Below are 11,913 nucleotides of genomic sequence, written 5' to 3'. Positions count from 1 at the left end.
ATTTCGACCAAGAAGAAAGGGCAGATGTTCTGACGCATCCTGCCGCGGCAGGACAGAATGGCGGCGGCGCGCACGGTCGCGGGACAGGGTTTCGCAGGCCCGGCGCGACGCGGGGCGATGTTCTTATTTTGCCGCCAAGCGCCGGGGGTGGTTGCGGTTCTATCGTGAAGGGGCCAGTTAACAGCCATCACGACCCAAGGAAATCATCATGCGTCAGACCCTTCTGGCGGCCATCGCCGCTTTCGCCCTTGCCCAGCCGGTTGCGGCGGACACTGTCCGTGTCGGCACCTCGGGCGGGTATTTCCCCTTTACCTTCGTGCGCGCCGATCAGCTTCAGGGCTTCGAGATCGACTTCCTGAACGCCATTGGCGAGGTCACCGGCGATCAGATCGAGTTCGTCACCATGTCCTTCTCGGGTCAGGTGGGCGCGCTGGAGGCCGGGCGCATCGACACGATCGCCAACCAGATCACCATCACCCCCGAGCGTCAGGCAAAGTTCGCCTTCAGCCAGCCCTATGTGTTCGACGGCGCGCAGGTCGTGGTCAAGGCGGGCAATGAGGCCACGATCACCGGGCCGGAATCGCTGAAGGGCAAGTCGGTTGCCGTGAACCTGGGCTCGAACTTCGAGGCGCTGCTGCGCGAACTGCCCTATGCCGATCAGATCGACATCCGCACCTATGAGACGAATATCGAACAGGACACCGCTTTGGGCCGGGTCGATGCCTTTGTCATGGACCGCGTGTCCTCGGCGCAGGTGATCGCCAAGTCGCCCCTGCCGCTGGCCCTTGCAGGCGAGCCGTTCAGCGAGATCCACAATGCCCTGCCGTTCCGCAATGACGCGGCCGGTCAGGCGCTGCGGGATCGCTTCGATGCGGCGATCACCACGCTGAAAGAAAACGGAAAGCTTGCCGAGATCTCGGAAAAGTGGCTGGATCAGGACGTGACGAAATCCGCGAACGACTGATTCATGCGCCCGCTTGACACGGCCTATATGGTCGACCTGATCCCGATCATCCTGGGCTATGTCCCGCGCACCCTGACCATGGCGTCCATCGCCATGGTCGCGGCGCTTGTGCTGGCGGCGGTGCTGGCGATCATCCGCGTGCTGCGGGTGCCGTTGCTGGCGCCTGCGGTGGCGGTGTTCATCAGCTTTTTCCGCGGCACGCCGCTGTTGGTGCAACTGTTCCTGTTCTATTACGGCCTGCCGCAACTGTTTCCGGCACTGACCGGGCTGGACGGGATCACCGCCGCCGTCATCGGGCTGACGCTGCACTTTTCGGCCTATATGGCGGAAAGCATCCGCGCCGCGATCATCGGTGTCGACCGCAGCCAATGGGAGGCGGCGGCCTCGATCGGGATGACGCAGGGGCAGCTTTTGCGCCGGATCATCCTGCCGCAGGCGGCGCGCGTCGCCGCGCCGACGCTGATGAATTACTTCATCGACCTGATCAAATCGACCTCGCTGGCCTTCACCCTGGGCGTGACCGAGATGATGGGCGCCGCGCAGAAAGAGGCGGCCGGCAGTTTCCTTTACCTTGAGGCCTTTCTGGTCGTCGCCTGCATCTATTGGGTGCTGGTCGAGGCGCTGTCGATCGGGCAGCGCGCGCTGGAGGCCCGACTGAACAAGGCCCATCAGCGATGAACACCTGCGCGATTGCCATCAACGGCCTGGTCAAGCGGTTCGGGGATCGCACCATTCTGGACGGCATCGACCTGTGCCTTGAACCGGGTGAGCGGGTGGCGATCATCGGCCCGTCCGGCACCGGGAAATCCACCCTGCTGCGCTGCGTCAACTTTCTGGACCGGCCCGATGCGGGCACCATCCGCATCGGTGATCTGACGGTCGACGCGGCCCAGGCCAGTCGCGGGCAGATCCTGGCTTTGCGTCGGCGCACCAGCTTCGTATTCCAGAACTACGGCCTGTTTGCCAACAAGACCGCCCGCCAGAACATCACCGAGGGGCTGCGCGTGGTGCGTGGCCTGCCGCGCGATCAGGCCGAGGCGCGGGCCGATCAGATCCTGGACCGGATCGGGCTGGGCGACCGGGGCGACGCCTATCCCGCCGCGCTGTCGGGTGGCCAGCAGCAGCGGGTCGGCATTGGCCGGGCGATGGCGATGGACGGCGATCTGATGCTGTTTGACGAACCGACCAGCGCGCTGGACCCGGAATGGGTGGGCGAGGTGCTGGACCTGATCCGGCAGATCGCCGATGGCCGCCAGACGATGATGATCGTCACCCATGAAATGCAGTTCGCGCGCGAGATCGCCGACCGCATCATCTTCATGGAGGGTGGGCGCATCGTCGAACAAGGCACGCCCGCGCAGATCTTCGACGCGCCGCAGGACGACCGCACCCGCGCCTTTCTGCGCCGCGTGGCGGGTTAGCGGACGGCCTTGATCCCTTCAAGGATCAGGGTGGTGGCCACGTCGGCGTAATCCTCGCGCGTGATGGGGCCGCCGTCCTTGAACCACATGTAGACCCAGTTCATCATGCCGAACAGCGACATGGTGACCGGCATCAGCAGCGGCCGGCCGCTGTTCAGGTCGGGATTGATCTGCGCCAGCACCGCCGAAAAGCGGCGCACGATGCGGCGTTCGATGCCGTGCAGTTCCGCCATCTGATCGGCTGACAGCGCCGAGGTGCCGTTCAACTGCACCTTGTGATGGTTGTCGGCGTCACGGTAATTGTCCAGCACGGTGCGCACCAGTTGCCGCAGCCGGTCGGGCGGGTCCAGTGCCGGATCGTCGGCCTGCGCCACCGCCGCGTCCAGATCCTCAAGATGGCTGCGGATGATGTCCAGGATCAGCGCATCCTTGGACGGATAATAGTGATACAGCAGCGCTTTGGACACGCCGGAATGCGCGGCGATTTGCGCCATCGACGCCTTGTCCATCCCCAGATCGGCGAAAACCGCCGCCGCGCTGTGCAGGATGCCGCGCTGCTTTTCCTGAAAATCCACTGCCCGGCTGCGTGCCATGCTGTTCGTCCCTCTGCCGCCCGAAAGGGCCGGACGGCTATATAGTTCATTCGCGCGCGGCCTGCCAGCGGCGTGGCCCAGTCAACCCTTTGCAGTCATTCCTTGGGCCGGTTGTCGATCACCCGCTTGGCCTTGCCCTCGGACCGCGCCACTCCGTCGGGGTCGTGCACGGTAACGCGCGTGGTGACACCGACCACCGATTTGATGTGATGGGCCAGTTCCACCGCCGAGGCATGGCGCGCCTCGGCCGCAGCGCGGTCGGGGGTGCATTCGACATGGATCATCATGTTGTCCATCCGGTTCTTGCCGCGCGTCAGTTCGATCTGGAAATGCGGGGCCAGGCCCGCGCATTTCAGGATCTGCTCCTCGATCTGGGTGGGGAATACGTTGACCCCGCGCAAGATCATCATGTCGTCGCTGCGCCCGGTGATCTTGTCGATCCGCCGCATCGTGCGCGCGGTGCCGGGCAGCAGCCGGGTCAGATCGCGGGTGCGATAGCGCACCATCGGCAGCCCCTCTTTGGTCAGCGTGGTAAAGACCAGCTCGCCCATTTCGCCATCGGGCAGCACCTGGCCGGTATCGGGGTCGATGATCTCGGGGTAGAAATGGTCCTCCCAGACGTGCAGGCCGTCCTTGGTTTCCACGCATTCATTGGCCACGCCCGGCCCCATGATTTCGGACAGGCCGTAGATGTCGACGGCGTGCATGTCGAACGCCTGCTGGATTTCCTCGCGCATCGCATTGGTCCAGGGTTCGGCCCCGAAGATGCCGACTTGCAGGCTGGATTCGCGCGGGTCGATCCCTTGGCGGCGGAACTCATCCAGGATCGACAGCATGTAGCTGGGCGTGACCATGATGATGCGCGGCTTGAAATCCTGCATCAAGGTGACCTGCCGTTCGGTCATCCCGCCCGAGATCGGGACGACCGTGCAGCCCAGCCGTTCGGCACCGTAATGCGCGCCAAGCCCGCCGGTGAACAGCCCATAGCCATAGGCGACATGCACCATGTCGCCCGGCCGCCCGCCCGACGCCCGGATCGACCGCGCCACCACATCGGCCCAGACATTGATGTCGTGCTTGGTATAGCCCACCACGGTCGGCTTGCCGGTGGTGCCTGACGACCCATGCACCCGCACCAGATCCTTTTGCGGCACGGCGAACATGCCAAAGGGATAGGTGTCACGCAGGTCGGCCTTGGTGGTAAAGGGGAACTTCGCCAGATCGGCCAGCGTCCTCAGATCCTCGGGATGCACGCCGTGATCGTCGAACCGCTTTTTGTAGAAGGGCGAGTTGGCATAGGCGTGGCGCAGGCTGCGCTTCATCCGGTGGAACTGAAGCGCCGCGATTTCATCGCGCGAGGCGGTCTCGATCGGGTCCAGATCACCGGGACGCGGGCTAAGGTCTTCCATGGCTCTCCCCTCCCCAGGAAAGATTAATCGGGTATGTGCGTGCCCTTCACCGTGCGCGAATGGCCGCGGAACTGGGCGACATGCGCGCCGTCCTGATTGGTGATGCGGACGTCATAGATGCCGCTGCGCCCGGCACGGTGAACCTCGGTCGCGGTGGCGGTCAGGCGGTCACCGATGCGGCCAGGGATCAGGTAGCTGACGGAACAATGCTGGGCGACGGTGATCTGGTTGTAGCTGTTGCAGGCAAAGGCAAAGGCGCTGTCGCCCAGGGCAAAGATATAGCCGCCGTGGCAATTGCCCTGTCCGTTCGACATGTCGCGGGTGATGGTCATCGACAGCGTGGCCTGGCCGGGGGCGATGTGGGTCATCTCCATCCCCAGGCGCTGACTGGCGGCGTCGTCGTTCCACATGGCGCGGGCCGAGGCCTCGGCCAGCTCTTGCGGGGTCATGTCTTTCGCGCTTTGGGTCATTTGCCTTTGAACTCCGGCTTGCGTTTGTCCAGAAAGGCCGCCACGCCTTCTGCGTAATCGGCCGAGAAGCCCGCCTTTTGCTGAAGGTCGCGCTCCAGGTCCAGATGCTGATCCAGCGACTGATCGGCGGCGGCCTGAATGGCGCGCTTGGTCAGGCCCAGGCCCAGGGTCGGGCCTTGCGCCAGATCGCGCGCCATCGCCATCGCCTGATCCATCAGGTCGGCATCATCGACGGCTTTCCAGATCATACCCCAGGCCTCGGCCGTGTCGGCGGGCAGGGGGGTGGCGGTCAGGGCAAGGGCCTTGGCCCGGGCCTCGCCGATCAGATGGGGCAGCGACCATGACCCGCCGCCATCGGGGATCAGCCCGACCTTGGCAAAGGACTGGATGAAGCGCGCGCTGCGGGCGGCGAACACGATGTCGCAGGCCAGGGCGATATTGGCACCGGCCCCGGCGGCCACGCCATTGACCGCGCAGATCACCGGCTTGTCGATCGACCGGATCAGCCGCACCAGCGGGTTGTAGAACGTCGCCAGCGTCCAGCCAAGATCGGGCGCTGGGCCGCCCTTGCGCGGGTCGCGATCGCCCAGATCCTGCCCGGCGCAAAAGCCCCGCCCCGCCCCGGTCAGCAGGATCGCGCGTACCCCGTCATCATCGCGCGCCTGTTCCAGTGCGGCGCGCAGCGCGGCGTGCATGGCATCGGTAAAGGCATTCAGCCGGTCGGGCCGGTTCAGCGTCAGGCACAGAACGCCACCGTCCCGGCGCGCCAGTATCGTGTCGGATGCGGTCATGACCCCCCCTGCCTGCCGCGGCGTCACAATTTTTGTTGCATAGACCGACCGGTCAGTCAATTATCAACCCGAGGCCGGCGGCCCCGCCGGATCAGGCATCTTTGGGAGGAGAAGCCATGCCCCGCACCATCACCTGCATTCTGGCCACAGCCGCCACCACCGCGCTGCTGGCCGCCACCCCGGCGCTGGCCGAGGTCACCATTGGCGCCAGCCTGTCCGAAACCGGCCCCGCATCCTTTCTGGGCGACCCCGAGGCCAAGACCCTGCGCATGATGGTCGATCAGATCAATGCCGCAGGTGGCGTCAATGGCGAGCCGGTCAAGCTGGTCGTCTATGACGACGCGGGCGACCCGAACAAGGCGCGCACCTTTGCCACCCGCCTGATCGAGGATGACGGCGCCATCGCGGTGATCGGCGGCACCACCACCGGCACCACCATGGCGATGATCCCGGTGTTCGAGGACGCCGAAGTGCCCTTCATCAGCCTGGCGGGCGCGGTCGACATCATCGACCCGGTCAAGACCTGGGTTTTCAAGACCCCGCATACCGACCGCATGGCCTGCGCCAAGATCTTCGAGGACATGAAGGCGCTCGGCCTGACCAAGATCGGCATGATCTCGGGCCAGGACGGCTTTGGCAAATCCATGCAGGCGCAGTGCAAGGGCATCGTGGCCGATTACGGCATCGAGGTGCTGGCGGATGAGACCTATGGCCCGCAAGACGCCGACATGACCCCGCAGCTGACCAAGATCAAGGGCACCGAGGGCATCCAGGCGGTGCTGAACCCCGGCTTTGGCCAGGGTCCGGCCATCGTGACGCGCAACTATGCGCAACTGGCGGTCGGCCTGCCGCTGTATCAATCGCATGGCGTGGCCTCGAAAGGCTTCATCGAACTGGCCGGGGCCGAGGCCGCCGAGGGCGTGCGCCTGCCCGCCGCCGCGCTGCTGGTCGGCGACAAGCTGGACGAAGCCGACCCGCAAAAGCCGGTGGTGAATGATTACGCCACGGCATTCGAGGCGGCGACCGGGCAGCCGGTCTCGACCTTTGGCGGTCATGCCTATGATGCGATGAACATCCTGACCCAGGCCATGACCCGCGCGGGCAGCGCCGAATCCGCCGCGATCCGCGACGAGATCGAAAAGACCACCGGCTATGTCGGCACCGGCGGCATCGTCAACATGACCGCCGAGGATCACCTGGGCCTGGATCTGAGCGCCTTCCGCATGCTGGAGATCAAGAGCGGCGACTGGACCATCGTGCAGTAACCACGACTGACCGGATGCGCGGCACGCCCGCGCATCCGCAGCGACTGGCCGGGGGGGAACATGTCGGAACTGCTGCAATTCCTGTTGTCCGGGGTCACGGTCGGCGCCGTCTATGCGCTGGTCGCCCTGGGATTCACCATCATCTACAACGCGTCCGACGTGGTGAACTTCGCCCAGGGCGAATTCGTGATGCTGGGCGGCATGATCACCACCTTTGCCCATCTGGCCGGGCTGCCGCTGCCGCTGGCGGCGCTGATCGCCATTCTGGCAACCGCCGCCGTGGGGGTGGCGCTGAACAAGCTGGCGCTGGAACCGGCGCGGCGCGCGCCGGTCGCCAGCCTGATCATCATCACCATCGGCGCGTCGATCTTCATTCGCGGCGTGGCGCAACTGGCCTTCGGCAAGCAGCTTCACCGCTTTCCGGCGTTCTCCGGCGAGACCCCGATCCGCATCGGCGGGGCCACGATCATGCCGCAAAGCCTGTGGGTCATCGGCGGCGCACTGGCGATCTTTGTCGCGCTCTGGGCGTTCTTCACCCGCACCCTGACCGGCAAGGCGGTGCTGGCGACGGCCAACAACCGGCTGGCCGCCGCACTGGTCGGCATCAACACGCGCTATATCATGACGCTTTCCTTTGCGCTGTCGGCGGCGATCGGGGCACTGGCGGGCGTGCTGGTCACGCCGATCACCCTGACCAGCTATGACGTGGGTATCGCGCTCGCGCTGAAGGGCTTTGCGGCGGCGATGCTGGGCGGCATGGGCAACCCCTTCGGCGCGCTGATCGGCGGTATCTGCCTGGGCCTGCTCGAGGCGCTGACGGCGGGCTATGTCTCATCGCTTTACAAGGACGCAGCGGCGTTCGTGGTGATCCTGGCGGTGCTGTTCATCCGCCCGCAGGGGCTGTTCGGCGCCCGTTCGACGGATCGGGTGTGACATGCGGATGACCACCAAAACCACCACCCTGCTGATCCTGGCGGTGCTGATCGCGCTGACCCCGGCGTTCTTTCCGTCGTCATTCTATTACCGGGTCGGCTCGCTGATCTTCATCAACGGGCTGGCGGTGACCGGGCTGGTGATCCTGATCGGCTATGCGGGCCAGATCAGCCTGGGGCACGCCGGTTTCGCCGGCATCGGCGCCTATGCCTGCGCCCTGGCGCCGGTGCATCTGGGCCTGCATCCGGGCCTGGCGGCGATCCTGGGCGCGGCCGTGTCAGCCGTTCTGGCCTGGCTGATCGGGCGGCCGATCCTGCGGCTGAGGGGCTATTACCTGGGCGTCGCCACGCTGGGCTTTGGCATCCTTGTGTCCATGGTGCTGTCGAACGAGACCTGGCTGACCGGCGGTCCCGACGGGATTGCGGTGCCTGATCTGGGCCTGCGCGACGTGTTGAAGGATGCGGGCGTGACCGTCAGCAAGGCGCAATTCTGGTATGGGTTCAGCGGCCTGGTCCTGCTGATCGGCGCCTGGCTTGCGCTGAACCTTTATGACAGCCCGACCGGCCGCGCCCTGCGCGCCGTCCACGGCTCGGAGGTCGCTGCCCGCACCGTCGGTATCGACGTGCCACGACTGAAATTGCAGGCCTTCGTGATTTCGGCGGTCTATGCCTCGGTCTCGGGTTCGCTGCTGGCGCTGATGAACACCTTCATCACGCCCGATGTCGCGGGCTTCATGCACTCGATCGAAATGGTGACGATGACGGTGCTGGGGGGCGCGCATTCGGTGCTGGGCGCGGTGCTGGGCGCGGGCATCCTGACCGCGCTGCCGCAGGTGCTGACGATCTTTGCCGAATATGAACAATTGCTGCTGGGCCTGATCATGATGCTGGTGATGATCTTCCTGCCGTCCGGGCTGGTGCCCACGCTGCTGCGCCTGATCCGGGGGAGGGACACATGAGCCTGTTGTCGGTTCAGGGCCTTGGCATCCGCTTTGGCGGGCTGAAGGCGGTCGAATACGTCAGCTTCGGTCTGCAACCGGGCGAAATCGTGTCGGTCATCGGCCCGAATGGCGCGGGCAAGACCACGCTGTTCAACATGATTTCCGGCGTCTATCAGCCCGGATCGGGGCGGGTGACACTGGATGGCCAGGACGTCACCGGCCTGTCGCCGCATCTGCTGGCGCGGCGCGGGCTGTCGCGCACCTTTCAGAACCTGCAGATATTTCAGCAGATGACGGTGCTGGAAAACGCCATGACCGGGCTGCATCTTCATGAAAAAGGCCCGGTGCTGGCCGACCTTCTGGCGCTGCCCGGATCGCGGGCGCGGGGCCGGGCGGCGCGCGATGCCGCGATGGCGCTTCTGTCGCGGGTCGGGCTGGACCGCGCCGCAGGGCAAGAGGCCGGGAACCTGTCTTACGGCGCGCTGAAACGGCTGGAGATCGCCCGCGCTTTGGCCCTGCGTCCGCGTGTGCTGCTGCTGGATGAACCGGCCGCCGGTTGCAACCCGGTCGAGACCGAGGAGATCGACCACCTGATCGCGGAAATCGCCGCCGAGGGCGTGGCCGTTCTGCTGGTGGAGCATGATATGAAGCTGGTGATGCGGATTTCCAACCATATCGTCGTGCTGGATCATGGCGAAAAGATCGCCGAGGGCGCGCCCGCCGAGGTCAGCCGGAACCCGGCGGTGATCGCCGCCTATCTGGGGGCTGACCATGCTGAGCGTTGAGGGTCTGCGGTCGCGCTATGGCCGGATCGAGGTGCTGCACGGCGTCGACCTTGAGGTGCATTCCGGTGAAATCGTCACCGTCGTGGGTGCCAACGGGGCAGGCAAAACCACGCTGTTGCGGGCGATTTCGGGCGTGCAGCCGGTCTCGGGCGGCAAGGTGACGTTTCGCGGTGACGACATCACCAGCCTTCCCGCGCATCGCCGCCCGGCGCGCGGACTGGCGCAATCGCCCGAGGGACGGCAGATCTTCACCAACCTCAGCGTCGAGGAAAACCTGCGGCTGGGCGCCTATCTTTACGCCGACGACCGCGTGGACCGCGACATGCAGGACGCCTTCGCGATGTTCCCGATCCTGCGCGACAAGCGCAATCTGGCGGCGGGCGGCCTGTCGGGCGGGCAACAACAGATGCTGGCCATCGCGCGGGCGCTGATGGCGCGGCCGTCGTGCCTGCTGCTGGATGAGCCGTCGATGGGCCTCGCGCCGATCCTGGTGCAGCAGATCTTCGAGGTGATCCAAAGCCTGCGCGGCCTGAATGTGACCACGCTGCTGGTCGAACAGAACGCCTTCGGGGCGCTGAAGATCGCGGATCGGGGCTATGTGATGGAAACCGGCCGCATCACCATGGGCGGCGCGTCCGAAGCCCTGATCGCCGATCCGCGCATCCGCGAAGCCTATCTGGGGATCTGAGCGGGTGCGGTGACAGGTGGTAGTCGCTGACCAATCGCGGCACAAGGCAGTCTGTTGGTGCGCTACCCGCACCGGTCGCCTGGCCTTGTCGGCGGTCGCGCCGTATCGATTTGCGCCTTGTCGGCGGTGGCAGCAGATGGACTGCGCCTTTTCAGGGTGGCACGGGGTGGACTGTGCCGTGTCAGCGATGGCATCAGATGGACCTGCGCCGTTTCGGCGGTGGCAGCAGCCCGACTTGCGCCCTTTCGGCGGTGGCACCGGGTGGACCCACGCCTTGTTAGCGGTGGCACCGGGTGGACTGCGCCTTGTTAGCGGTGGCACCCCGTGGACTGCGCCTTGTCAGGGGTGGCACCGGGTGGATCGGTTGCCGACTGACCGGGCCCCGGTTGCCTGACCGCGGCCTGTCCAGGTTCTTCGCCTGTGCCGTCATCACTGCCAACCGCCGGTCCCTTATCGCCGAAAGACGATCTGGATCGGCGCGGCGGCCAGTTCGTCGCGGATGACGGCGCGTAGCAGGGCGATGATGTCGTGGGCCGGGTCGGCGGCATCACAGCCGTGCCCGGGGGCGTCGAGGGTGCGGTCAGCCAAGGCCGCCTTCAGGGCCGATGCCAAGGCCGTCTGCAAGGCTGAGGCCCATGCCGCGATCTGGCCCTGGCTCGCGGCGACGGGTGGCGTCGTCCTGGTCGGTTCGTCGCGCACATCAGACAGGTCCGCCCTAGGTGCCGGTGCCTGCGGCTGATGGGTGTTAGGCAGCGCTGCGGCTTCAACATCATCACCGGGCGGCGCTGGGTCCACGGGTAGCGGATCAGGGTGCAGGCCCTCGACCAAGGGCTGATCCGGCCCGGGCGTGGCGTCCATGTGCTTGGGCATGGGCTCCGGCTGATGATCGGCGGCGGTGCAGATCAGCGTGGCGTTGTCCGCCTCGGCGCCGGTGGGATCGTTCAGGTCCGGTGCGTCGCGATCAGCGTTCACGGCGGCAGTGTCATACGCTGGCCAGACCTCGCTGAGGTCGCCCGGCGTCGGCTGTGCGGCGATATGGTCCACCGGCGCGTCATCCAACCCGGTTGGCGTCAGATGATCGAGACGGCGCGCGACCGGATCAACCGCTTGTGCAAAGGGCAGGGGCGGCCGTCTTGCGCTGCGGAAGGTCGGGACGAGTGGCGCGGGCGCGTCGGGGTATCGGGCAACATGGGCGTCGTGTGCGGCCTCTGGGGAAGCGCTGTCGGCATCCTGCGAGACACACTCCCCTCCCGCCTCGGGCGCGGCCATCGCGGCCACGTCTTGCGTCGCCTCGGCTACGCGCAGATCCTCGCCCAGGCGCAGCGGAGCGGGGGGCCGTGCGGCCGCCTGCCAAACGGCATCGGCCGCGTCTTCTGGCAGGGGCGCTGCCTCGGCCTCATCTGGCAGGCGCGGGGGCCAGTCGTCCTCGTCCTCGTCAGGGGCCGGACTGTCCCAGGCCAGCGGCGGCAGGCCGATCGGATCGGCAGGCGGCGGGATCACGGCCGTTTCGACGGGGGGCGGTGGCGCGTCATCGCTGGCCAGCAATCGGCGGATCTGCGCCAGAACGTCCGGTTCCTGGCTGACAGGATCACGGCGGGCAACGGCGGCTTGGGTCATCGGGCGGCCCCTGTTTGCAGCGGGGCCGCCGACCTGA

Annotated in this window: 13 protein-coding genes; 8 read left to right on the top strand and 5 right to left on the bottom strand. The window is 66.2% G+C overall.

The genetic code is table 11. From position 1 onward, the window contains the following. Positions 1 to 205: 205 nt before the first annotated feature. Genes ACEYYA_RS11210 through ACEYYA_RS11200 form a run of 3 tightly spaced genes read left to right on the top strand, consistent with a single transcriptional unit; the run spans position 206 to position 2,385 of the window. Positions 206 to 964, top strand: coding sequence for an amino acid ABC transporter substrate-binding protein (locus ACEYYA_RS11210; protein ID WP_374800689.1), 759 nt, complete (start codon positions 206 to 208; stop codon positions 962 to 964). A gap of 3 nt (positions 965 to 967) precedes the next feature. Next, positions 968 to 1,642, top strand: a complete 675-nt coding sequence (locus tag ACEYYA_RS11205) for an amino acid ABC transporter permease (RefSeq protein ID WP_374800618.1) — start codon at positions 968 to 970, stop codon at positions 1,640 to 1,642. Further along, the gene (locus ACEYYA_RS11200) at positions 1,639 to 2,385 is read left to right on the top strand and encodes an amino acid ABC transporter ATP-binding protein (RefSeq protein WP_374800616.1); all 747 of its coding nucleotides are present in this window, start codon (positions 1,639 to 1,641) and stop codon (positions 2,383 to 2,385) included. The genes ACEYYA_RS11205 and ACEYYA_RS11200 overlap by 4 nt, the downstream gene beginning before the upstream one ends. Here the strand turns inward: ACEYYA_RS11200 and ACEYYA_RS11195 are convergent. The 4 genes from ACEYYA_RS11195 to paaG form a co-directional block, all read right to left on the bottom strand. Next, positions 2,382 to 2,978: a TetR/AcrR family transcriptional regulator gene (locus tag ACEYYA_RS11195; protein ID WP_374800614.1), complete on the bottom strand. Its 597-nt coding sequence runs from the start codon at positions 2,976 to 2,978 to the stop codon at positions 2,382 to 2,384. The genes ACEYYA_RS11200 and ACEYYA_RS11195 overlap by 4 nt on opposite strands. Positions 2,979 to 3,073: 95 nt before the next feature. After that, positions 3,074 to 4,387, bottom strand: coding sequence for a phenylacetate--CoA ligase PaaK (paaK, locus tag ACEYYA_RS11190; protein WP_374800612.1), 1,314 nt, complete (start codon positions 4,385 to 4,387; stop codon positions 3,074 to 3,076). 23 nt (positions 4,388 to 4,410) lie between these two features. Further along, positions 4,411 to 4,836, bottom strand: coding sequence for a hydroxyphenylacetyl-CoA thioesterase PaaI (gene paaI, locus ACEYYA_RS11185; RefSeq protein ID WP_374800687.1), 426 nt, complete (start codon positions 4,834 to 4,836; stop codon positions 4,411 to 4,413). 17 nt (positions 4,837 to 4,853) lie between these two features. Continuing rightward, a complete protein-coding gene (gene paaG, locus ACEYYA_RS11180) occupies positions 4,854 to 5,648 on the bottom strand; it encodes a 2-(1,2-epoxy-1,2-dihydrophenyl)acetyl-CoA isomerase PaaG (RefSeq protein ID WP_374800610.1) in 795 nt (264 codons plus the stop codon). 116 nt (positions 5,649 to 5,764) lie between these two features. On the opposite strand from paaG, the gene ACEYYA_RS11175 reads away from it, so the two are divergent. From ACEYYA_RS11175 to ACEYYA_RS11155, 5 genes are read left to right on the top strand one after another with little or no spacing between them, the layout of a single operon-like run. Continuing rightward, complete coding sequence (locus ACEYYA_RS11175) at positions 5,765 to 6,913, top strand: ABC transporter substrate-binding protein (RefSeq protein ID WP_374800608.1); 1,149 nt, start codon at positions 5,765 to 5,767, stop codon at positions 6,911 to 6,913. Between the two features lie 60 nt (positions 6,914 to 6,973). Next, positions 6,974 to 7,846, top strand: coding sequence for a branched-chain amino acid ABC transporter permease (locus ACEYYA_RS11170; RefSeq protein ID WP_374800606.1), 873 nt, complete (start codon positions 6,974 to 6,976; stop codon positions 7,844 to 7,846). A 1-nt stretch (position 7,847) separates the two neighbouring features. Continuing rightward, on the top strand, positions 7,848 to 8,804 hold the full coding sequence (locus ACEYYA_RS11165) for a branched-chain amino acid ABC transporter permease (RefSeq protein ID WP_374800604.1): 957 nt from the start codon (positions 7,848 to 7,850) through the stop codon (positions 8,802 to 8,804). After that, entirely contained in the window at positions 8,801 to 9,571 is a 771-nt protein-coding gene (locus ACEYYA_RS11160) for an ABC transporter ATP-binding protein (protein ID WP_374800602.1), read from the top strand. The genes ACEYYA_RS11165 and ACEYYA_RS11160 overlap by 4 nt, the downstream gene beginning before the upstream one ends. Beyond that, a complete protein-coding gene (locus tag ACEYYA_RS11155) occupies positions 9,558 to 10,259 on the top strand; it encodes an ABC transporter ATP-binding protein (RefSeq protein ID WP_374800600.1) in 702 nt (233 codons plus the stop codon). The genes ACEYYA_RS11160 and ACEYYA_RS11155 overlap by 14 nt, the downstream gene beginning before the upstream one ends. A 450-nt stretch (positions 10,260 to 10,709) precedes the next feature. Here the strand turns inward: ACEYYA_RS11155 and ACEYYA_RS11150 are convergent, their stop codons facing one another. Then, complete coding sequence (locus ACEYYA_RS11150; protein ID WP_374800598.1) at positions 10,710 to 11,804, bottom strand: hypothetical protein; 1,095 nt, start codon at positions 11,802 to 11,804, stop codon at positions 10,710 to 10,712. Between the last annotated feature and the right edge of the window lie 109 nt (positions 11,805 to 11,913).

The organism is Paracoccus zhouxuedongae (genome assembly GCF_041927815.1).
Classification (GTDB): domain Bacteria; phylum Pseudomonadota; class Alphaproteobacteria; order Rhodobacterales; family Rhodobacteraceae; genus Paracoccus.
This window is presented reverse-complemented; position numbering and strand designations above follow the sequence as displayed.